The following is a 20,851-nucleotide window of genomic DNA, read 5'->3' on the forward strand; positions in this document are numbered from 1 at the left end:
GAAGCGGAAACTAATCCGGTTTTCAGGAGGGCTCGTCATGTCCGTCAAGGTCGCCGTGATCTACTACTCGGCCACGGGGAACGTCCACCAGCTCGCCCAGGCCGTCGCCGAGGGTGCCGAGAAGGCCGGCGCCGAGGTGCGGCTCCGCCGGGTGCCCGAGCTCGCTCCCGACGCCGCCATCGACTCCAACCCCGCCTGGCGCGCCCATGTCGACGCCACCGCCGAGGCCGTCGAGGTCGCGACCCTGGACGACCTGGAGTGGGCGGACGCCTACGCGCTCGGCTCGCCGACCCGCTTCGGCAACGTCGCCGCCCAGCTCAAGCAGTTCATCGACACCTCCGGCGGCCTGTGGAACCAGGGCGTCATGGCCGACAAGCCCGCCACCGCCTTCACCAGCGCGTACAACACCCACGGCGGCAACGAGTCCACCCTGCTCGCGCTCTACAACACCTTCCACCACTGGGGCTCGGTCATCGTCTCGCCCGGCTTCACCGACCAGTCCGTCTACGCGGCCGGCGGCAACCCCTACGGCACCGCCCACCCCGGCGCCAACGGCGAGCCGGACGAGAAGGTCCTCGCCGCCGCCCGCTACCAGGGCGAGCGTCTGACGAAGATCGCCAAGCGCCTGAAGGGCCTCGCGGTCGACTGACGGCGCCAGTCCTCCGCCTGCCGAGGTACCCCCGGGGAAAGATACCCCCGGGGGTACTTCTGTTATGGTCGCTCGTATACCCCGGGGGGTAAACGATTCCTGGGAGTTCCCGGGAGTTTCCTGGAAGGAGTACGGGCGTGTTCTTCGTGGACACCGTCGAAGTGCCGGGCCTCGGCAACCGCAGCTACCTGGCGGGCGGCCCCGCGACCGCCGTCGTCGTCGACCCGCCGCGCGACATCGACCAGGTGGTCGCCGCCGCCGCGCGCCGCGGCGTGCGGATCTCCCACGTCGTCGAGACACACGTGCACAACGACTACGTGAGCGGCGGACCCGAGCTCGCCAGGATCACCGGCGCCGTCTACGCCGTGCCGGCCGCCGCGCCCGTCTCGTACGAGCGGCTGCCCGTGGCCGACGGCGACGCCCTCGCCGTCGACGAGGGCCTCGTCCTGCGGGCCGTCGCCACACCCGGCCACACCCCGCACCACACCGCGTACGTCCTGGAGGAGCGCGGCGAGCCCGTCGCCGTCTTCACCGGCGGCTCGCTGCTCATCGGCACCGTCGGCCGCCCCGACCTGGTCGAACCCCGCCTCACCGCCTCCCTGGCGCGCGCCCAGCACGCCTCCGCGCACCGGCTCGCCGCCGAACTGCCCGACGCCACCACCGTCCTGCCCACCCACGGCTTCGGCAGCATGTGCGCCGCCGGGGCCGGAGCGGACGGCGCGGGCGGCACGACCACGATCGGCGAGCAGGCGGCCGTCAACGAGGCCTTCGCCAAGGACGTCGACACCTTCGTCGCCGACCTGCTCGCCGGGCTCGACGACGTCCCCGCCTACTACGCCCACATGGGCCCGCTCAACTCCGGGGGCGCCGCGCCCGTCGACCTCACGCCGCCCGCCGTCGCCGACGCGGACGAGATCGCCGCGCGCCTCGCGGCCGGCGAATGGGTGGTCGACCTGCGCAGCCGGGTCGCCTTCGCGGAGGGGCACGTGGCCGGCTCGTACAACATCGAGGCGGGCGACGGCCCCGGCGGGCAGCTCGCCGTCCTCCTCGCCTGGCTGATCCCCTGGGGCAGGCCCGTCACCCTGCTCGCCGACACGCCCGAGCGACTGGCCAGGGCCCAGCGCGAACTGGTCCGGGTCGGCATCGACCGGCCGGCCGCGGCGGCCACCGGGACGCCGGAGGAGTGGGTACGGGAGGGCGAGCGGCCGGCGGGCCTCCGCCGCGCGGTCTTCGCCGACCTCGCCTCCGGACTGCCCCGTGACGCCGTGCTGGTGGATGTGCGGCGCGCCTCCGAACGGGCCTCGGCCGGCCACGTCGAGGGCTCCCGGCACATCCCGCTGCACGAACTGCGCTCCCGTATGCGGGAGATACCGTTCGGCGCGCAGGTCTGGGTGCACTGTGCGGGCGGTCTGCGCGCCTCCGTCGCCGCGTCCATGCTCGCCGCGGCCGGCCACGAGGTCGTCGCCGTCGACGACTCCTTCGCGAACGCGCCGGTCACCGGCCGATGACCCTCGCCCTCGCCCTCGCCGCCGGCGCCGGGGCGGTGGTCGGGCTCGCGCTCGGCGCGCTCGGTGGCGGCGGCAGCGTGCTCGCCGTGCCCGCGCTGATCTACCTGCTCGGGCTCACCCCGGCCGCCGCCGCGACGGCGAGCCTGCTGATCGTGCTCGGCACGTCGGCGACCGCGCTGTACGGGCATGCCCGCGACGGCCAGGTCCAGTGGCGCACCGGAGCGCTGTTCGCCGCGGCCGGTGTCCTGCCGGCCGCACTGGGCGGGCTGCTCTCGACCCGGCTGCCGGACCCGCTGCTCACGCTCGGGTTCGCGGTGGTGGCGGTGGTCGCGGCGGTACGGATGGTCCGCCGGGCCCCGGCCGACGCGACGCGCGTGCGGCGGTCGGCCCCGGCCGTCGCGGGCGCGGGGGCCGGGCTGGGTGCCGTGACCGGGGTGCTCGGCGTCGGAGGCGGGTTCCTGACCGTGCCGGCGCTCGTCCAGGTCGTCGGCCTGCGGATGCGCCCGGCGGTCGGGACCAGCCTGCTGGTCGTCGCCGTCAACGCGTTGGTCGCGCTGCTGGCCCGGGCCGGCGCCGCGGGAAGCGCCGTACCCGTCGACTGGGCGGCCGTCGCCCCGTTCGCGGGAGCCGCGGTCCTCGCCGCCTGGGACGGCCGCCGCCTGGCGACCCGCGTCCCGGCGGACACCCTGCGCCGGGTCTTCGGTCTCGTCCTGCTCGGAACCGCGGCCGTGATGCTGCTGGACCTGGCGCTCTGAGACCGGCGGGCGCTTCCCGGGATCAGGCCAGGGACAGGAAGAGCTTCTCCAGCCGCGCCCGCATCTGCTCCGTGTCCTCGCCGCTCCTGCGCCCGTTCTCCACGTCGGTGAGGCACTGCTGGAGACCGGTCGCGATGATCGCGAACCCGGCCCGGTCGAGGGCCCGGGAGGCGGCGGCCAGCTGGGTCACGACCTCCTCGCAGTCGCGACCCTCCTCGATCATCCGGATGACGCCGGAGATCTGCCCCTGGGCCCGGCGCAGCCGGTTGAGCACGGCCTTCAGCTCGGCGCCCGCGAGATCCAGTTCCACAACCACTCCTCACAGATACCCCAGGGGGTAATTTACTCCCCGTCGTGGGGTCCCGTCGAAGACCAAGGATGACACCTGCCATGACCGCACCCGCCTCCCTCGACGCCGCCCAGACCCTGGCCCGCCTGGGCGAACTGACCGTCGTCGACGTCCGGAGCCCCGCCGAGTACGCGGGCGGCCACCTGCCCGGCGCCCTCAACGTGCCCCTCGACCGCCTCGACCGGGCCGTGCCCGCCCTCAAGGAGGCCGCGGCCCGCGGCGAGCTCCTCGTCGTGTGCCAGTCGGGCAACCGCTCCCGCACCGCCTGCCTGCGGCTCGCCGCCCACGGCGTCCCGGCGCTCGACCTGGCCGGCGGCACCAGCGCCTGGGCGGCCGGCGGCCACGCCCTCGACCGCCCGGCCGGCGCCCCGGCCCGCCCGCCCTGGGCCATGGACCGCCAGGTCCGCCTCGCCGCCGGCTCCCTCGTCCTCCTCGGCCTGCTCCTCGCCCTCGCCCACCCCGCCTTCCAGCTCCTCTCCGCCGCCATCGCCGCCGGCCTCGTCCTCTCGGCCCTCACGAACACCTGCGGCATGGCCGCCGTCCTGGCCAGGCTCCCGTACAACCGCACCACCTCGTGCACGACGGCCGGGGAAGCCACCTTGGAGGCGACGCTGAACCGGCTGCGGCGGGGCTGAGGGCCGCCATGGACCGCCTCCACGGAACCCGCCGCCTTGGACCGCCGCTCATGGACCGACGTCACGGATCGAGCCGCGCCGCGCGGGTCTGGAGGTAGCGGCGTTCCGGGAGGCTCCGGGTCGTGCGGGCGGCGGTGCGGTAGGCGTCGGCGGCGGCCTTGCGCGCGCCGGTGCGTTCGAGGAGGTGGGCGCGGACGGCGGGCAGGCGGTGGGAGTCGGGGAAGCGGGGCTCCAGGGCCGCCAGGGCGGCCAGGCCCGCCTCCGGGCCCTCCGCCATCGCGAGGGCCACGACGCGGCCGAGCTCCGCCATCGGGCCCTGGGTCTTCGTCAGCAGCACGTCGTAGAGGGCGAGGATCTGCGGCCAGTCCGTGGTGTCCGGGCCCGCGGCCTCGTCGTGGAGGGCCGCGATCGCCGCCTGGAGCTGGTACGGGCCGGGCGGGCCCTCCGACAGGGCCTCCTCCACCAGCGCGGTGCCCTCGGCGATCGCCGCCCGGTCCCACAGCGTGCGGTCCTGCCGGTCCAGCGGGACCAGCTCGCCGTCAGGTCCCGTACGGGCCGCGCTGCGGGCCTCCGTCAGCAGCATGAGCGCGAGCAGGCCCGTCACCGCGCCCTCGCGCGGCAGCAGCCGGCGGGCCGCCCGGGTCAGCCGGATCGCCTCGCGTGCCAGCTCGGCGCGGTGGAGCGCGGGCCCGGAGCTGGCGGTGTAGCCCTCGTTGAAGATCAGGTAGAGGACCTGGAGGACGGAGGCGAGCCGCGCGTCACGGTCCTCCGGGCCCGGCTGGTGGAACGGGTGGTCGGAGCCCGCCGCCCGCAGCCTCGCCTTCGCCCGGCTGATCCGCTGCGCCACCGTCCTCTCCGGCACCAGGAACGCGCGGGCGATCTCCGCCGTCGTCAGGCCGCCCACCGCGCGCAGCGTCAGCGCGATCCGCCCGGCCGGCGGCAGCACCGGGTCGCAGCACAGGAAGAGCAGCGTCAGCGTGTCGTCCTCGACCGGTGCGGCTCGCACCTCGCGCGGTGCGAGCCGCACCGCCCGCTCCTCCCGGCGGGCCCGTGCCGCCTCCGCCCGCAGCGCGTCCGTCAGCCGCCGCGAGGCCACCCGGATCAGCCAGCCGCGCGGATTGGCCGGCACCCCGTCCCGCGGCCACTGGCCGGCGGCGGCGAGCAGCGCCTCCTGAACGGCGTCCTCGGCGTCGTCGAAGTGCCCGTACCGGCGCACGAGCGCGCCGAGGACCTGCGGCGCGTGCCGGCGCAGCAGGTCCTCGACGGCGTACGCGGAGCTCACACCCCGCCTCCCGCGAGCTCGCCCGCGCCCAGGTCAGCGCCGCCGGCCTCGTCGATCGGCCGGATCACCACCGGGTAGACCGGCGCCCCGGCAGGCTGCGGGCACTGCGCGACCCGCGCCGCGATCTCCGTGACCCGCTCCAGGCTGGCGCAGTCGAGAACCCAGTACCCGGCGAGCACCTCCTTCGTCTCCCCGTACGGCCCGTCGGTGACGACCGGCCGCCCCTCGGAGTCGGCGGTCACGAACCGGGTCCTCGCGGGCTCGACGAGCCCCTGGCCGTCGATGAACTCCCCGGTCTCCGCGAGGTCGTCGTTGATGTCGTTCATGTACGAGAACATCGCCCTGAGGTCCTGCTCGCTCCACGCCGGGCTGTGGTCCGAGGCCTTGCCGTTCATGGCGTCGTAGTCGGCCTGCGCGCCCTGCACCATCACCAGGTACTTCATGACGTCCTCCTTCTCCGGTCGTCTTCGGTGACCGCGGCCCCCCAGCGGGGCCTTCTACAGGGGACGTCGGAGCAGGGCCGCGTTTCTCGACACCTCGCCGGAGGTCACCGGTTCGGACGCGCCCGAAGGTACGAACGGTCCCGCTCGGCGACCCGCTCGCGCGGGCCCGCCGCCCGCAGGACGACGTCGAGTACGGCGCCCGGGTCCGCCGCGTAGCAGTGGGCGAACCACGCCATGTTCGCCTCCACCACCGCCCAGCCGTCCGGATGCGTCGGGCTGCCCTCCAGGAGGCCCACGTCCACCACGACCCCGCTCGGCAGCGTGTCGCCCACCGCCGCGAGCAGGTCCTCGCCGAAGCGCCGGGCGTCGGGCACGAGCGGACCTGGTTCGAGGCGCCCGTACACGGCGTACCGGCTGCCCGTCACCACCTGCCCGTCGAGCACGAAGAGCCGGTACTCGGCCGCGAACGTCACCGGGTCGGAGACCAGGACCGGGGTGTGCGGAGGCACGCTGCGCCTGATGTCCTCGAGGTCGGTCCCGTACACCGCCGCGGGGAACGACTTGTCCGAGGGCGGCTTCACGAACACCGGCCCGGACATCTCCCGGTACAGCGACGAGAAGGCCTCCAGGGTGATCCGGCGCCGGGTGAACTCCCGCGGCAGCGCCGCCGGCCAGCCGTCCGAAGGCTCCAGGAGCCCGAGCCCGAGCGGCTCCGCGACCCGGTCGGCGAGCCGCGGCCCGCCGTGCCAGTGGACCGCCTCGCCAGGGCGCACGACGGACTCCGGCGGGCCGTTCAACACCCGGGAGGTCATGCCGCGGCGGTCGGCGACGCCGGCGAGGAGGGCGGCGGTGGAGGTGTGCATCGCCGACAGCACGAACACGTCGGGCGGCCGCGTGCCCGGCAGGGCGTCGGGCGGCCGCGTGCCCGGGAGGGTGTCCGGCGGCCATGTGCCTGGAGGGGTGTCCGGTGGCCGTGTGCCCGATCCTATGCCGGATTCGTGGTCCGTGCTGGTCGCGCTGCTCGGGCTGGTCGCGCTGGTCGCGCTGCTCGCGCTGCTCGCGGTGGTCGTGCGGTGCGTGCTGTTCGTGTGGGTCATGCGGCGGAGAGCTCCTTCTCGAGCGGGGTGCGGAAGCGGGGCGTGATCCGTGTGTCCCCGACCCAGTCGGCCAGGCGGCCCGCCTCCTGCGCGATCACGAAGTCGTCCACGTCCCCGTCCCCGTCCGTGAGTCGCCGCCACACGATCTCACCGTCCGGGCGCTGCGCCCAGCCGCCCACGATCCGGCCGTTCCACCACACCGTCGGGCCGACGTTGCCGCTGCGGTCGAAGAGGGCGGGGCGGAGGGCCGGGTCCAGGTACCAGTGGCGGGACTGCCAGCCCATCGCCGTCGGGTCCAGGGCCGGCAGGAGCGCCGCCCACGGCTCGCCGGTCTCCTCCGGCCGTACGGGATCGAGGTCGTCCGGCAGTACGTGGCCCACGCCCTCCGCGAGCGCCACCGGCACCGCGCCGACCGCCGCCAGGGCGCGGCGCACGTCCGTCACCTTCCAGCCCGTCCACCACTTCAGGTCGGCCTCGGTCGCCGGACCGTACGCGGCCAGCCACTGGCGTACGAGCTCCGCCTGCGCGCCGTCCCGCGCGACCTCCGCGTGCGGCGGGACCGCCGCCCAGCGGAACCGGCTCGACGTCCAGCCGCCCTGCGGCCGGCCCCGGGCGATGCGGCCCTCCATGCCGAGGACGCGCAGCACCCGGCTGCCGACCGGCTGCGGCCCTTCCTGGTTGGTGCCCACCCCGTACACGTACGTCTCCCGCAACCGCGGTACGGCGGTGCCGAGTTCGGCTCCCGTCGCCTCGCCGCGTGCCGCCAGCTCGGCCAGCACCCGGCGCTCGGTCTCGGCGAGCCAGGCCTCGTCGTGGTCGCTGCCCGCCGCCAAGTGCCTGACGAGCATCGTGCGTTCGCGGGCGGAGGCCGCGTCCGTCGTGGAGGAGTGGACGACGGCGGCGAGCCCGGAGGGCACCACGAACAGGGTGTGCCGCATGCCGTGCATCCGGGTCAGCGTCCGCTCCTCGTACAGCGCCCGCTCGACCTCCGCGACGGGGTCCCGGCCGGCGGCGAGCCGCGCGCCCGCCGCCAGGAACACCGTGGCCGCGTCCGTCGCGTGCAGCGCCACAAGCGACCGGGCCACCTCCTCCGCCGTCGCCGCCCGCGCGCCCGCGGCGAGCCGGTGCCGCAGCGCGAGCCGCGCCCGGCGCTCCTCCGCGCCGATGGTTCGCCCCTGCGTCCGCGCCTCAGCCATGCGCCTCACCCATGCGTTCCCATGCGTTTCACCCATGCGTTTCACCTATGCGGTCAAGCATGGCTTCACGTGCCCAGGATCAGTCCGCCGCCGCGCGCTCGCCCGTCGGCCGGCGGCGCAGGGCCGGGTCGGTGAGGGCGGCGGGCCGCCAGACGCCGTCCGGCGGGTAGATGTTCGTGCCCGGCGGCACGATGTCGTCGATCCGGTCGAGGACCTCGTCCGTCAGCGTCAGCGAGGCGCCCTTCAGGAGCCCTTCCAGCTGCTCCATCGTGCGCGGCCCGAGGATCACCGACGTGACCGCCGGGTGGGCGGTGACGAACGCGATCGCCAGCTCGGGCAGCGTGCAGCCGATCTCCTCGGCGAGCGCCACGAGCTCCTCGACGGCGTCCAGCTTGGCCTGGTTCACCGGCAGCGACGGGTCGAAGCGGTGCGGGTGGAGCGCGGCCCGGCCGCTGGTCATGTCGACGTCCCGACCCTTGCGGTACTTGCCGGTGAGGAACCCGGACGCCAGCGGCGACCAGGTCAGCACGCCCATCCCGTACCGCTGCGCGACCGGCAGCACGGAGGTCTCGACGCCGCGCGCGAGCAGCGAGTACGGCGGCTGCTCGCTGCGGAAGCGGCGCAGGCCGCGCCGCTCGGCGACGGCGTGCGCCTCGACGATCTGCTCGGCGGGGAAGGTCGAGCAGCCGAAGGCCCGGATCTTGCCCTGGGAGACCAGGTCGCCGAGGACGTCGAGGGTCTCCTCGATGTCGGTGCGGTGGTCGGGCCGGTGGACCTGGTAGAGGTCGATCCACTCGGTGCCGAGCCGCTTGAGGCTGTTCTCGACCGCCCGGGTGATCCAACGGCGCGAGGTGCCGCCCCTGTTGGGCCCTTCGCCGCCGACCGGGAAGTACACCTTGGTCGCGAGCACGGTCTCGTCGCGGCGGCGCGGGTCGCGCAGCGCCTTCCCGACGATCTCCTCGGACTCGCCCGCCGAGTACATGTCGGCGGTGTCGACGAAGTTGATCCCCTGGTCGAGGGCGGCGTGGATGATCCGTACGGAGTCCTGGTGGTCGGGGTTGCCGACCGCTCCGAACATCATCGTGCCCAGGCAGTACGTACTGACTTCGATCCCGGTCCCGCCGAGTACCCGATAGCGCATGCGCCGCACCCTAGGTGTTGGAGTCCACTCCAGCGCAAGGGTGTTCGGCCAGGAATCCGGAGACGAGGAGGTGGAGGACCTCCGGCCGCTCCAGATGCAGGTCGTGCCCCGTGCCGGGTACGCAGACCCCGTGGAGCGCGGGGAGCCGGCGCGCCATCCCGTCGTACTCGTCGCCGGGGATGATGCCCCGCTGCCCGAGGACGGCGAGCACGGGGACGGACGGCCGTACGCCGATCGCGTCCCACTCCTGCCACCAGGAGCGGCCGGCGTTCTCGGCGAGCGAGGCGACCATCACCTCGGGGTCGAACCGGGGCCACAGGCCGCCGTCCCGCTCCTCCAGCCCGTCCGCCCAGCCTTCCCCCACGGCTCCGCCGCCCAGGTACGCGACGGCCGCCTCCCGCGTGGGGAACGGCACCGGCCACGCCCTCAGCCACCCGCCGATCTCCTCCAGCAGGCCCGGCTCGGCCCGGCCGGGGCCGGCCTCGACGAGTACGGCTCCGGCGACGCGGTCCGCGTGGGCGGCGGCGGTCAGCATGGCGGCGTGCCCGCCGTACGACTGGCCGACCAGCACGACGTCCGACAGGCCGAGTTCGTCCACGACGGCGAGGACGTCGGCGACGTACGCGGCGCGCGAGACGTCCCGCGGGTGCCGCTCGCTCGCGCCGTGCCCGCGCTGGTCGAGGGCGACGACCCGGTGCCCGTCGGCGCGCAGCCGCCGGGCGACACCGTCCCATTCGCCGGCGTGCCCGGCGAGCCCGTGCAGCAACAGGAGGGCCCGCCGGTTTCCTCCACTGCCACTGCCACTGCGACTGCCACCGTCAGTGCGACTGCCACCGTCAGTGCCAGTGCCAGTGCCAGTGCCAGTGCCAGTGCCAGTGCCAGTGCCACTGCCAGTGCCGCCGCCATCGCCACCGTCCCCGCCGCCCCAGTCGCGCAGGGAGAGCCGTACGCCGTCGTCGCGCACGAGGATGCGTTCGGTCCAGGCCGTCCCGGTCGTCGTCGGGGTCACAGGGTCTCCAGTTCCGGGCAGAGCAGCGCGTCGGCGACGGCGGTGCGGGCGTAGAGGACGGACCGGCCGCTGCGGTGGGCGGTGACCAGGCCGGCGTTCTTGAGGGCGATGAGGTGCTGGGACACGGCGGCCGCCGACAGGCCGAAGGCACCGGCCAGTTGGGTCGTCGAGGCGGGCGTGTCCAGCTCGGCGAGGAGCAGGGCGCGCGAGCGCCCGAGGACGCCGGCGACGGCCTCGGTGGCGGTCGTCGTGGTGCGCGGCTCCCACAGGTTGCCGATGCCCCGCGCGGGATAGGCGAGTTGGGGCGGATCGGGGGCGACCGAGCGGGTCAGGACCCGCGGCCACGCGAACGCGGACGGGATGAGCAGCAGCCCGGAACCCGCCTGGTCGCGGGTGAGCGCGCAGGCCCGTCGTACCAGCCGCAGGGTGCCGTCGTCCCACCGTACGGTCTCGTGGAGTTCGCCCAGCACGCGCGCGGAGCCGTGCTCGGCCACCTGGCGGGCGCGGTGGAAGACATCGGCCTCCAGGAGACCGCGGATGCGGGCCCAGTAGGGGGCGAGGGCGAGTTCCCAGTAGGTGAGGATCTCGTCGCAGACCCGGTCGAGGTCGACGTCGTCGCCGCGGGGACCGGCGGCGGTCCCGAGCATCCCCAGGTCGTGGAGGACGTTCTCGCGCGGGGTGCGGCGAATGGCTTCGAGCTCGTCTTCCAGGGTGGGGAAGGGGCCGGCGGGCGTGGGGTTGAGGAAGTCGGCGAGGTAGCCGTGGGCGGGGATCAGGGCGGCCAGCCGCCCCCGGTCGAGCCCGGCGTGCCGGAACCGGGGCCGCACCTGGGCCGCCCAGCCGCGGTGCATGGCCGGGGAGCCGTCGTCGCCGGCGCGGAGCAGCAGCCGGAAGCTGGTGACGACCTCCCACATGGGGGAGACGGCGAAGCGGGTCTGGGCGAGGTCGGCGGCGGAGAAACTGAGCCCGGAGTCCATCGCGTGCCCCCTCTGTTCGGCGAATGGATTCGGCTGGAGCCTAATCATTGGAGGGTGGGGACGGGAGGCCCGCAAGCTCACCGCATGCCCTCGAAGCCCACCGCCGAGTCCACCGCCAAGCCCACGGCCAAGCCCCCATCCGAGTCCACGGCCAAGTCCACGGCCAAGCTCCCATCCGAGTCCACGGGCAAGTCCACGGGCAAGTCCACGGCCGAGTCCACGGCCGAGTCCACGGCCGAGTCCATTGACCGCCCCGCTGCCGAGTCGGCGCAGTCGCCCGGGCCGACGGAGTCAGCCGAGTCGGCCAGGCCGTCCAAGCCGTCCAAGTCGTCCAGGTCGTCCAGGTCGTCCAAGTCGTCCGGGTCGGCCAAGCCGTCTGAGCCGTCTGAGCCGTCCGAGCTGTCTGAGCCGTCTGAGCCGTCTGAGCCGTCCGAGTCGAACAAGTCCCGGCACTCCGCCCTGCCTTCCTCCTTCAGGGACCTCCCGTCCGTCGTCTGGACGATCTTCGCGGGAACGGTGATCAACCGCCTCGGCTTCCTCGTCACCCCCTTCCTCGTCTTCTTCCTCGCCTCGCGCGGGGTGACCGGCACCGACACCACCTACGTCCTGGGTGCGCTCGGGGCCGGCAATCTCCTCGGTCCGGCGGTGGGCGGAGTCCTCGCCGACCGGCTCGGCCGCCGCCCCACCATGCTCGTCGGCCTGATCGGTTCGGCGGCGGCGCAGGGCGCGCTGTTCCTGGCTCCCGGCGTGTGGACGATGGCCGCGGCCGCGCTGCTGATCAGCGCCACCGGCATGACGGTTTCCCCGGCCGCGTACGCGCTGATGGCCGACGCCGTCGACGCGGAGCGCCGGCAGCGCGCGTACGCCCTGTTCGGCTGGGGAGTGAACATCGGCACGGCGGTCGCGGGCGTCCTCGGCGGATTCCTGGCCGCGCACGGCTACTGGCTGCTGTTCGCGGTCGACGCCGGTTCGATGCTGCTGTACGCGGTGGTGGTCGCCACGCGCCTGCAGGAACCGCCGCGCGGCGCGCGGCCCGCGGACGACGGCATCGGCTACGGCGTGGTCCTGCGCGACCGCCTCGCCGTCCTGCTCCTGCCGATCCTCGGTGTGCAGCTCTTCGTGTACTCCCTCACCGAGGTCGCGCTGCCGCTGGCGATCCGGGACAGCGGCCTTTCGCCCGCGGTGTACGGCACGATGGCGGCCCTCAACGCGGTCCTGGTCGTCGCCCTCCAGCCCTTCACCGCCGCATGGCTCGCCCGTCTGCCGCAACTCACGGTGCAGGTCGTGGGCAGTGCGCTGATCGCCCTCGGGGTGGCCCTGACGGGACTCGCGGACGGGATCGTGGGCTTCGCGGTCTCGGTCGCCGTCTGGTCGCTGGGCGAGGTGGTGGTCGCCGGCATCGGGGCCGCGCTCATCGCCAACCTGGCCCCGTCCCATGCCCGCGGCCGCTACCAGGGCGCCTTCAGCTGGACCTGGGGCGTCGCCCGCTTCGCGTCCCTCACCCTGGGCGTCACCGTCTACACCGGCCTCGGCGCCGCCACCCTCTGGTGGTCCGCCCTCGCGGCAGGCCTCGCCGCGTCGGCGGCACTACTGGCCCTCCGCACCCGCGTGACCGAGCGCACGGCGCCGGCGACCACGCGCGACGACCGCGACAGCGACGACTGCGTCAGCGCTGACTCACTCTTCAACGACCGCGTCAGCGCTGACTCACTCTTCAACGACCGCGTCAGCGATGACTCCCTCAGCAACGATCGCGTCAGCGATGGCCCCCTCTTCAACGACCGTGCCGACGAAGGCCGTTCGCCGGCAGCTCGTTCGTCCGCTGCCTGAGCGGGTCACGGCAGCCCAGCCCGTCGGCCTCTCGCGTCCTCGGCCCGTCGGCCCCCGGCCTCTCGCCGCCTCGGCCCGCCGGGCCCTCGCCGCCCCTCGCCGCCTCGGCCCTCGCCTCCCCGACCCGCTGCCCCCTCGGCCCGCCGATCTCCGTGGGGGCGGTCCGCCGCGTGTCGCGCGAATTCCGCCGCTGTGCCCGTGCCTTGCTCCTACGCTCCTTCCGTGACCGAGAACGAGATCAAACTCAAGGCCATCGCCGCACTGACGGCGCTGCGCGGCGGAGTCGACGAGGGCCTCGTCTCGGACCTCCTGGGCGAGGTGATCCCAGGACAGTTCGCGGTACCGGCCGGGGCGACCGCCGAAGAGGCCGGTCTCGCGGTCCTCGCCCAGCTCTCCGAACCCCTGAGCGCCCTCGTCAACGGCTTCATCCTGGCCTTCGAGGCCGTGGCCGACGCCCATGACGCCGCGGGCGCGGAACCGGCCACCGAACCGATTCTCCAGGAGCTCGCCCTGCGTCTGGCCAGCGACAACTTCGGCTGACCGGCGGTACCTCACCGGTACCGCCCGCACTGATCGGGTGAAGGCGAGGTGTCGTTCACACGTACGCGCCCGGGCGCGCCCGCATGGTGAGCGCGTCGACCGGAGCCGTCGGCGCCCTGCCGACGGCCGGTCGAGCCCCGTGAGAGGAGCGCGCATCGTGCGAAGAACCGGGTCCGTCGCCAGGGCCCTCACCCTGCTCGTCGCCGCGGCGGCCCTCGCCGCGTCCGCCCTTGCCCTGCCGGTCCCGTCCCCCGCGCACGCCGACACCGTGGGGGCCCGGGAGGACAGCGTGCGGGACATCCGTACGGGACCGCCCGGCACCCCCTTCACCTGGGGCAGCAACAACAAGGGCCAGCTCGGCGACGGCAACACCTCCGGGGCCGGTGCCGTTCCCGGCCGGGTCTGCGGGAACACCACCTGCACCACGGCGCTCGGCAGGATCGTGCAGGTCGCGGCCGCCGGCGGGCACAGCCTCGGCGTCCTCGACGACGGCAGCGTCGTGGCCTGGGGCGGCAACAGCAGCGGCCAGCTCGGCGACGGCACCACCACCGACCGCACCACGCCGGTCCGGGTCTGCGCCGCGGGGGAGCCCGCGCCGTGCGCGTCGTTCCTGAAGGGCGTCGTGTCCGTCGCCGTCGGCGTCGTCCACAGCATGGCGTTGCTGACCGACGGCACCGTCCTCTCCTGGGGCAACAACGGCTACGGCCAGCTCGGCGACGGCACCGTGGTGAACCACCGGACGAGTCCCGTCCGGGTCTGCGCCGTCTACGAGGCCGTGCCGTGCACCACGTACCTGAGCGGGGTCACCGCCCTGGCCGCGGGCTACCAGCACTCGCTGGCGGTGCGCGCCGACGGCAGCGTCGCCTCCTGGGGCCTCAACCACAGCGGTCAGCTCGGCGACGCGAGCGCCCAGGACCACCGCAGGGTGCCCGTCCTGGTCTCCGGACTGACGGAGGCGGTGTCCGTGGCGGGCGGCGTGGCGCACAGCCTCGCGGTGCGCGCGGACGGCACCGTGCGGGCGTGGGGCGAGGGCGACGCGCTGGGCGACGGCGTGGGTGCGCGGTCCAGCGTCCCCGTGAAGGTGTGCGCGGTCGGCCAGCCCGTGCCGTGCACCTCGTTCCTGACGGGAGTGAGGAACGTGGCCGCCGGGGGCCACCACAGCCTCGCCGCCCGGACCGACGGCACGGCCGTCGCCTGGGGCGACAACAACTGGGGCGCGATCGGCGACGGGACCGGCCTCGACCGGAAGGTCCCGGTGCAGGTGTGCGCGCCCGGCGGCTGCGCCACCAAGCTGACCGGCGTCACCCAGGTCGCCGCGGGCATCACCGGCGCGCACAGCCTCGCGCTGCGGGACGACGGCACGGTACGGGCCTGGGGCGTCAACCAGTCCGGACAGCTCGGCGACGGCACCCGGACCGGCAGCAACATCCCGGTCCGCGTGTGCGCCCAGGGCCAGACCGCGCCGTGCACCCGCCTGCTCGAAGGCGTCACGTCCCTGGCGGGCGGCGACACCCACACCGTGGCACTGTCGGTGCAGTCGGCCGACCTCGTGGCCTCGATCGCGGCGAGCCCGGAGCCGGTGGCGAACGGCGCCACCCTCACGTACACGATCCGCGTGCACAACCACGGCCCGACCACGGCGGAGAACGTCGTCCTCACCGACCATCTGCCGGGGACGGTCCGTTACGTGAGCGCCGCGACCACGTCCGGTCACTGCGACACCCCGCCGACCGGTTCGACGGACACGGTGACCTGCCACTTCGGCAGCCTGGGCAGGGGTGGCTCCGCGGCGGTCTCGCTCGTGGTGAAGGTCCGCACGACGGCCGGGGCCGGTCTCACCAACAGCGTCTCGGCGACGAGCGACACACCGGACCCGAGGCTGACGAACAACACGGCGGCCATCAGCACCCCGGTGAACTGACCCGCCTGGTGAGCTGACCCTCACGGCGAGCTGACCCGCATGTGAGCCGACCCTCACGGTGAGCGGCACCGCATGGTGAGCCGACCCGGCCGGTGAGCCGACCCGGCGGGGGCGCTCATCCCTCCCCGGGGTGATCACCGGTGTGAGCACCGGCGACCGCCGGTGCGCCTGCGTGAACGGGCACGGCGCGGCTGCCGAGGATGCGCGCATGCGCCTCTCCTCGTCTGTCCCGCGCCGTGTCCTCGTACCGTTCGTCGCCCTGCTGACCACCGCGGCCGCGGCTTCGGCCGACGCGGCCGAAGCCTGAGAAGCACGGGAAGATCCGGGAAGGCCGAAGACCCGGGAAAAGCCGAAGGGCCGGGCCGCTTTTGCGGTCCGGCCCTTCGGGCTGGCGGAGGATACGAGATTCGAACTCGTGAGGGGTTGCCCCCCACACGCTTTCCAACTGTTCGTACGCCCGTCCAGCGGGGGTCGAGTTGTTCTGACCTGCGGCGGAGCGTTCGGGGTAGCTCGGTCCGGGCGGGGCCGGACGGGGGTGAATGCAACCAGAACCGCAACCAGTGATCGACTTACTTACGACCCTCCGGGCCGTACCACTGGAGGGGCTGGCCGGTGACCGCGGCGATGCATTCGAAATCGTGGTCACAGTGCAAGAGGGTGAGCCCCTGCAGCTCGGCCGTTGCTGCGACAACGAGATCGACCGCACCCGCGCTGCGGTGCTTGCCTTGCTTGGTGAGGGCTTCCTGGACCTGCCAGGCCCGGTCGTAAGCGCGGTCGTCGACCGGGACCCAGCCGAAGAGCAGCCGCATGTCCTCGATGCCGCGTGCCCGGTCGGCTGCCGACCGGGCACTGTAGAAGAACTCCAGCTCGGTGATGGGGCACGTGGCGATCAGGCCGGCGGCCGCAGCCTGGTCCCAGCCGTACTGCTCCGCGTCGCCACGCATGAAGCGGGCGAGGGCGCTGGTGTCAATCAGGTAGAGAGCGGCGTTCACCGTCGGTAGTTCCGCTTGTCCTCGAAGAGCGTCAGATCGAACGAGCCTTCGTCGGCCGCGGCGCGCAGGCGGGTCAGGGCCAGCGCCCGCCGCCTGTTCTCCAGTACCTCGCGCAAGGCTGTGTTGACCGTCTCCTTCTTGGTACTGGTGCCCAGGGCTTTGGCTACATCTGCCACCAGCTCGTCATCGAGGTCAATCACTGTCCGGCTCATGCGCACCTCCCGTATATCAACTATGGAAACAAGTATATCGCTCATGGTTCATCGGTGTCATGGATTCACGTCGGCATGACGCCGTGGATGCGGGAGAGGGTGAAGACGCGTTCGTCTCCTCGCAGGTGGCACCAGGCTTCGAGGTAGGGCGGGTCGAGTTCGAGGCGGCTGAGGGTGCGCACCGTGATGCGAGTGAGCAAGGCCAGCTGGCGATCGTTGAGCGGCGACCATCGGCACATGGTGACCGTCGTACCGGTCCCACCGAGCCGCACACAAGCGGAACGGTGAGGTTCCCGCGTTCGCCTGCCGGAGCGGACACGACATCGACGGCGAGCGGATCGAGCGGGCCTCTGCCCAGTTCGGGTGGGCGCTGCTCGTGAACGGATCGAGGGCGCTCACGGCGCCTGTGCTCAGGGGCGGGGTTGATATTCAGCCGCAGTCCGACAGGGCTGTCCACTCCAGGCGCTGCGCCGTCTAACCTGCGGAGCATGATTCGTGCGGTGGTGTTCGACGTGGGTGAGTGTCTTGTCGACGAGACCCGGGAGTACGGGACCTGGGCGGACTGGCTGGAGGTGCCGCGGCATACCTTCGCGGCGATGTTCGGGGCGGTCATCGCGCAGGGACGCGACTACCGCGAGACCTTCCAGGAGTTCCGGCCGGGGTTCGACCTGACCGAAGAGCGCGAGAAGCGCGCGGCTGCCGGGCAGCCGGAATGGTTCGGCGAGGACGACCTCTACTCCGACGTGCGGCCCACGCTGGCCGCACTGCGGGAGGCCGGCCTGTGGGTGGGCATCGCTGGAAACCAGACCGTCCGTGCGGGCGGCCTGCTCCGCGGGCTGGACCTTCCGTCCGACCTGATCGCCACCAGTGACGACTGGGGCGCGTCGAAGCCGGACGTGAAGTTCTTCGAGCACGTCATCGATGCGACGCCTGCCGAGCCGGGCGAGATCCTCTACGTCGGCGACCGGCTCGACAACGACATCCGCCCGGCCGTGCAGGCCGGGCTCCTGACCGCTCTGATTCGGCGTGGGCCCTGGGGCACGATTCAGCAGCGTGACCCGGATGCGGACTCGATCACCACGATGCGCATCGACTCGCTCGCGGAGCTGCCCGAGAAGATCGCCAAGTTCAACGCTGGAGAGCGCTGACAGTCGTTCCCCAGTCGTAGAGACGATCGTCGAGGTCTCGGACGCACTGCTCGCTCTGCCACGGGGCGAGCGTGCGTCGGACCTCGCGGACGCGCTCCATGCCCGTGGCGTACCAGGTGATGGCGAGCTGGTCGAGGGCCTGCACGGCGTATTGGCACGCCGCCTCTGGGTGGCCGTCCGCGGCTTCGACCGCGGCGAGATCGCCGAGGACGACCGTGCGCTGCTTGTCCGACTCGGGTGGCAGGTCGTCGAGAACCTCCTGAAGGGTCTGGCGGGCCTGTGGCAGGTGGCCGGCCTTCAGCTGCGTGTTCCCTTTGAACGCGGACAGGCGCACGGGGCTGAACCAGTCCAGCCACTCGGGGGTGGGGTGATCGGAGCCCGAGGAAAGGACGTCCTCGGCGTGTCTGATCAGGCGGAGAGCGGCGCGAGGGTCGCCGCAGCGGGTCTCACATTCCGCCTCGACCGCATCCAGCCACGCCCAGAGCTCCGCGGAGGCGTCTCCGCGTCGAGCGTAGGTGCGGGCAGCCATCATGCGCTCGATCGCCCCTTCCCGGTCATCCGTCCAGCCGGGGATGAAGGCCATGTGCGCGAGGATGGCCGATCCCAGGAGAGGGTCATCGGCTTCGCCCGCCGCTTGCAGGCCACGCAAGAGGGTTTCCGAGGCTTGCTCGGGCTGGCGTAGGTCGAAGAACTCGATGCGCCCGGCCAGTAGATAGGACTCGGCGAGGGCGCTGGCGACGGTCTGGCGAGCGGGGTTCGCAGTCTCCGGCAGGAGAGCGCATCCCAGACGGGTGTGCTCCAACACGGCAGGGTGCAGTGCGGCAGGGGCGACCGACCAGTAGAGGTGCCGGTGAGAGCGAGTGACGGCTTCGAAGTCCCTGCCCACTGTGACTGGCTGCGTTGCGGGTCCAGCCTGAGCGGGGACGCTGGCGAGCCACGCTTCCATCAGAGGGGTACGTGGGGTGTTGCGCACCGTCGAGCCCACGTGGCGGCGATCAGCTTCCCAAGGTGGGGTGAATCCCAGGTCCTCCATGCTCTGGCCCAGGAGGTGGGTCAGGACCCGGTGGACGTCTGGTTGCGGCCAGGGTGGTGTGGCGGACTCCCAGCGTCGGATCTGACGCACGCCGACAGCGAGCCCCCTGATGCCCAGCTTGGGCGCCGTCTTGGTGATGGCATCGGCCAGAGCCTGTTGTGAGTTGTATCCGGCCGCCAAGCGGGCGGACTTGAGTCGGGTGTTGCCTGCGGGACGGGGCATGGTTCTCCTCCGGGACGAAGTCTCACTCAGAGAGTGACATGCGATGTCCCCACCACGGCGCAAAATCATCCACGGGGGAGTAACTAGGCCCTGTCAAAGTCCTCTTGATGTCCCATCAGAGTCCTCGAATAGGACTTGAAGGTCCAGGAATATGGCGCCCACGGACCGAGGACATCGGTCGCGTCACGCCGCGGCGCTTACCGCCTTGCTGCTGAGGGGGCGGGCCACCTCCGCTCGTCGACAGCAGGGGGGCGAGTACGTCCGGAACACCGGGACGGCTTGACCAACAGTCCTGTGGTGGGCAAGCGGCGACCTCCGTCGCGGCGATCAACGTCCGGTCTGCCTCGGAACAGGTCCGAGCAGTGACAGCACGAGTGGGAGGAATGCGCATGAGAACCGACTCTCGAACGTCTCGGGCGACATCGGCCGTGGCGCCCGGACAGCCGAACCTCCGCAGTTTCGAGGAGCACATGGGTCGTTCAACCGTTCCCGACGCACACTCCGCCACGCGCCGGCACAACCTCGTCGTGGTCGGCTTCGACGAGATCGTCGCCAACAAGTACTTGCCCTGCATCAAGGGCGCCATCGAGGCTGGCCACGTCGACTCGTACTCCGTCATCGACCTGGAGTCGGAGCGGCCGACGATCGAGGAGCGCATCCACGGGATCGACTTGAAGCCCCGGGAGGTCATCTACCTCCCGGAGTCGGGCCGTGGCGTGACCGCGCGGCAGAAGCAGCCGGAGCTGATCGGAGCCGCATTACGGCGCCTCCGCCTGCCCGAGCTGCCAACGAAGGTGTACATAGCGACCGAGGTGCGGGCGCACGAGGCGTACCTGCGCTACTGCGTCGAGAACGGGATCGATTCCTTGGTGGAGAAGCCGGTCCTGGCGCCCATGGCGGATGGCCGGTTCGCGCCGTCCCGCATCACCGAGGTCATGCGGGCGCTGATCGCTCAGGCCGGCCGTACGGGTGCCAAGCATTCCGTGATGACGCTGAGTCGCTACCACCGCATCTACAACGGGGAGGTGCTGCGCTCGCTCGAAGAGCGGGTACGGGACTGGCAGGCCCCCGTCACCTCGTTCCACCTGCGCGCCGCCGGCGGTGTGTGGAACCTCCAACACGAGTACGAGACGCGGGACGATCACCCCTACCGGTACGGCTACGGGATGATGATGCACGGCGCTTACCACTACGTGGACCTCGCCGTGCAGTGCCTGTCCCTCAACAAGCTAGTGTTCCCCGATCGCCGCTTCCGGCTCGAAGTCAGCTCCTTCGGAGCCTTCCCCGCCGATCAGCACCTCCGGATCCCGACGCCGGCCGCCGGCCGGTTCGAGGATGGACACCCCCGCTGGCCGCACTCCGCGATCCTGGAGAACGCCTTCGGCGAGACGGACATCACCGCCACGTTCCGCCTGGTCGACGTCGAGTCGGAGCGGACCCTGACCGTCGGGACGCTGTCCTTCGAGCAGACGACGCCGTCCGTCCGCAGCTGGCATGACCTCCCGGACGACGTCTACAACAAGAACGGCCGCACCTCCAGCGTCGACCTCGAAGCGCAGCTCTCGACCCTCTACTCCGCGCACGTCCACTGCTACGACGTGCCCCGCGGGCAGAACGCGGACCGGATCGACGCCTTCGCCCGGCTGACCACGAGGGCGAACGCCTCCCTGCTGCCGGAAGAGCAGTACACGTCGGTCAGGACGTTCGACGGGCTGTTCCACAGCGACAGCAACCGGCAGCTCATGGAGAACTGGCTTCGGGGAACCGAGAACCGGAGCTCGCTCGCCGCGCACCTGCTGCCGATGCAGGTCACCGAAGCGCTGGCGACCTCCCTGCTCACGCCCGGCCGGCCGGTCGAGATCGCCGACTTCTAGATGCCTCCCCTCGCTTACCCCTCCAGCCCCAGGTGGTG

The 20,851-nt window shown here is 72.7% G+C and carries 22 protein-coding genes; 9 read left to right on the top strand and 13 right to left on the bottom strand.

Going from position 1 to position 20,851, the window contains the following annotated elements:
- Positions 1–37: 37 nt before the first annotated feature.
- From wrbA to ACFY8W_RS19940, 3 genes are all read left to right on the top strand, one after another.
- Positions 38–649 carry an NAD(P)H:quinone oxidoreductase gene (gene wrbA / locus ACFY8W_RS19930; RefSeq protein WP_391106594.1) on the top strand — a complete coding sequence of 204 codons (612 nt, stop codon included), beginning with the start codon at positions 38–40 and terminating at the stop codon, positions 647–649.
- Between the two features lie 137 nt (positions 650–786).
- The gene (locus tag ACFY8W_RS19935; RefSeq protein WP_391106596.1) at positions 787–2,157 is read left to right on the top strand and encodes a rhodanese-like domain-containing protein; all 1,371 of its coding nucleotides are present in this window, start codon (positions 787–789) and stop codon (positions 2,155–2,157) included.
- Complete coding sequence (locus tag ACFY8W_RS19940) at positions 2,154–2,912, top strand: TSUP family transporter (RefSeq protein ID WP_391106599.1); 759 nt, start codon at positions 2,154–2,156, stop codon at positions 2,910–2,912. Before ACFY8W_RS19935 ends, ACFY8W_RS19940 begins: the two co-directional genes overlap by 4 nt.
- 22 nt (positions 2,913–2,934) lie before the next feature.
- On the opposite strand, the gene ACFY8W_RS19945 is transcribed toward ACFY8W_RS19940, so the two are convergent.
- On the bottom strand, positions 2,935–3,222 hold the full coding sequence (locus ACFY8W_RS19945; protein ID WP_391106602.1) for a metal-sensing transcriptional repressor: 288 nt from the start codon (positions 3,220–3,222) through the stop codon (positions 2,935–2,937).
- A gap of 80 nt (positions 3,223–3,302) precedes the next feature.
- On the opposite strand from ACFY8W_RS19945, the gene ACFY8W_RS19950 reads away from it, so the two are divergent.
- Positions 3,303–3,896: a rhodanese-like domain-containing protein gene (locus tag ACFY8W_RS19950; RefSeq protein ID WP_391106605.1), complete on the top strand. Its 594-nt coding sequence runs from the start codon at positions 3,303–3,305 to the stop codon at positions 3,894–3,896.
- A gap of 61 nt (positions 3,897–3,957) precedes the next feature.
- Here ACFY8W_RS19950 and ACFY8W_RS19955 read toward each other — a convergent pair whose 3' ends face one another.
- The 8 genes from ACFY8W_RS19955 to ACFY8W_RS19990 form a co-directional block, all read right to left on the bottom strand.
- On the bottom strand, positions 3,958–5,178 hold the full coding sequence (locus ACFY8W_RS19955; protein ID WP_391106608.1) for a sigma-70 family RNA polymerase sigma factor: 1,221 nt from the start codon (positions 5,176–5,178) through the stop codon (positions 3,958–3,960).
- A complete protein-coding gene (locus tag ACFY8W_RS19960) occupies positions 5,175–5,621 on the bottom strand; it encodes a YciI family protein (protein ID WP_391106610.1) in 447 nt (148 codons plus the stop codon). Before ACFY8W_RS19960 ends, ACFY8W_RS19955 begins: the two co-directional genes overlap by 4 nt.
- Before the next feature lie 104 nt (positions 5,622–5,725).
- Positions 5,726–6,718 (bottom strand): ATP-grasp domain-containing protein, encoded by a 993-nt coding sequence (locus tag ACFY8W_RS19965; protein WP_391106613.1) that lies wholly within the window; start codon positions 6,716–6,718, stop codon positions 5,726–5,728.
- Positions 6,715–7,914: a DNA glycosylase AlkZ-like family protein gene (locus ACFY8W_RS19970; protein ID WP_391106616.1), complete on the bottom strand. Its 1,200-nt coding sequence runs from the start codon at positions 7,912–7,914 to the stop codon at positions 6,715–6,717. The genes ACFY8W_RS19965 and ACFY8W_RS19970 overlap by 4 nt, the downstream gene beginning before the upstream one ends.
- Before the next feature lie 79 nt (positions 7,915–7,993).
- Positions 7,994–9,055 carry an aldo/keto reductase gene (locus ACFY8W_RS19975; RefSeq protein ID WP_391106619.1) on the bottom strand — a complete coding sequence of 354 codons (1,062 nt, stop codon included), beginning with the start codon at positions 9,053–9,055 and terminating at the stop codon, positions 7,994–7,996.
- Positions 9,056–9,065: 10 nt separating this feature from the next.
- Positions 9,066–10,064 (bottom strand): alpha/beta fold hydrolase, encoded by a 999-nt coding sequence (locus ACFY8W_RS19980; protein ID WP_391106622.1) that lies wholly within the window; start codon positions 10,062–10,064, stop codon positions 9,066–9,068.
- Complete coding sequence (locus ACFY8W_RS19985; protein WP_391106625.1) at positions 10,061–11,041, bottom strand: DUF5937 family protein; 981 nt, start codon at positions 11,039–11,041, stop codon at positions 10,061–10,063. The genes ACFY8W_RS19980 and ACFY8W_RS19985 overlap by 4 nt, the downstream gene beginning before the upstream one ends.
- A 77-nt stretch (positions 11,042–11,118) precedes the next feature.
- Positions 11,119–11,565 carry a hypothetical protein gene (locus ACFY8W_RS19990; RefSeq protein WP_391106627.1) on the bottom strand — a complete coding sequence of 149 codons (447 nt, stop codon included), beginning with the start codon at positions 11,563–11,565 and terminating at the stop codon, positions 11,119–11,121.
- On the opposite strand from ACFY8W_RS19990, the gene ACFY8W_RS19995 reads away from it, so the two are divergent.
- From ACFY8W_RS19995 to ACFY8W_RS20005, 3 genes are all read left to right on the top strand, one after another.
- Positions 11,558–12,871, top strand: a complete 1,314-nt coding sequence (locus tag ACFY8W_RS19995) for an MFS transporter (protein ID WP_391106630.1) — start codon at positions 11,558–11,560, stop codon at positions 12,869–12,871. The genes ACFY8W_RS19990 and ACFY8W_RS19995 overlap by 8 nt on opposite strands.
- A gap of 222 nt (positions 12,872–13,093) precedes the next feature.
- Positions 13,094–13,411: a hypothetical protein gene (locus ACFY8W_RS20000; RefSeq protein ID WP_391106633.1), complete on the top strand. Its 318-nt coding sequence runs from the start codon at positions 13,094–13,096 to the stop codon at positions 13,409–13,411.
- A 157-nt stretch (positions 13,412–13,568) separates the two neighbouring features.
- Entirely contained in the window at positions 13,569–15,332 is a 1,764-nt protein-coding gene (locus ACFY8W_RS20005; protein WP_391106636.1) for a hypothetical protein, read from the top strand.
- 569 nt (positions 15,333–15,901) lie between these two features.
- Here the strand turns inward: ACFY8W_RS20005 and ACFY8W_RS20010 are convergent.
- From ACFY8W_RS20010 to ACFY8W_RS20020, 3 genes are all read right to left on the bottom strand, one after another.
- Positions 15,902–16,324 carry a PIN domain-containing protein gene (locus tag ACFY8W_RS20010; RefSeq protein WP_391106638.1) on the bottom strand — a complete coding sequence of 141 codons (423 nt, stop codon included), beginning with the start codon at positions 16,322–16,324 and terminating at the stop codon, positions 15,902–15,904.
- Positions 16,321–16,536, bottom strand: a complete 216-nt coding sequence (locus ACFY8W_RS20015; protein ID WP_114058220.1) for a type II toxin-antitoxin system VapB family antitoxin — start codon at positions 16,534–16,536, stop codon at positions 16,321–16,323. Before ACFY8W_RS20015 ends, ACFY8W_RS20010 begins: the two co-directional genes overlap by 4 nt.
- Before the next feature lie 65 nt (positions 16,537–16,601).
- Entirely contained in the window at positions 16,602–16,775 is a 174-nt protein-coding gene (locus tag ACFY8W_RS20020; protein ID WP_391106642.1) for a hypothetical protein, read from the bottom strand.
- 249 nt (positions 16,776–17,024) lie between these two features.
- Between ACFY8W_RS20020 and ACFY8W_RS20025 the strand changes: the two genes are divergently transcribed.
- Positions 17,025–17,684, top strand: a complete 660-nt coding sequence (locus tag ACFY8W_RS20025; RefSeq protein WP_391106645.1) for an HAD-IA family hydrolase — start codon at positions 17,025–17,027, stop codon at positions 17,682–17,684.
- On the opposite strand, the gene ACFY8W_RS20030 is transcribed toward ACFY8W_RS20025, so the two are convergent.
- Complete coding sequence (locus ACFY8W_RS20030) at positions 17,665–18,939, bottom strand: transcriptional regulator (protein ID WP_391106647.1); 1,275 nt, start codon at positions 18,937–18,939, stop codon at positions 17,665–17,667. The genes ACFY8W_RS20025 and ACFY8W_RS20030 overlap by 20 nt on opposite strands.
- A gap of 470 nt (positions 18,940–19,409) precedes the next feature.
- On the opposite strand from ACFY8W_RS20030, the gene ACFY8W_RS20035 reads away from it, so the two are divergent.
- Positions 19,410–20,813, top strand: a complete 1,404-nt coding sequence (locus ACFY8W_RS20035) for a hypothetical protein (protein WP_391106649.1) — start codon at positions 19,410–19,412, stop codon at positions 20,811–20,813.
- Positions 20,814–20,851 lie beyond the last annotated feature (38 nt).

This window comes from Streptomyces sp. NPDC012637, from assembly GCF_042954805.1.
Taxonomy (GTDB): domain Bacteria; phylum Actinomycetota; class Actinomycetes; order Streptomycetales; family Streptomycetaceae; genus Streptomyces.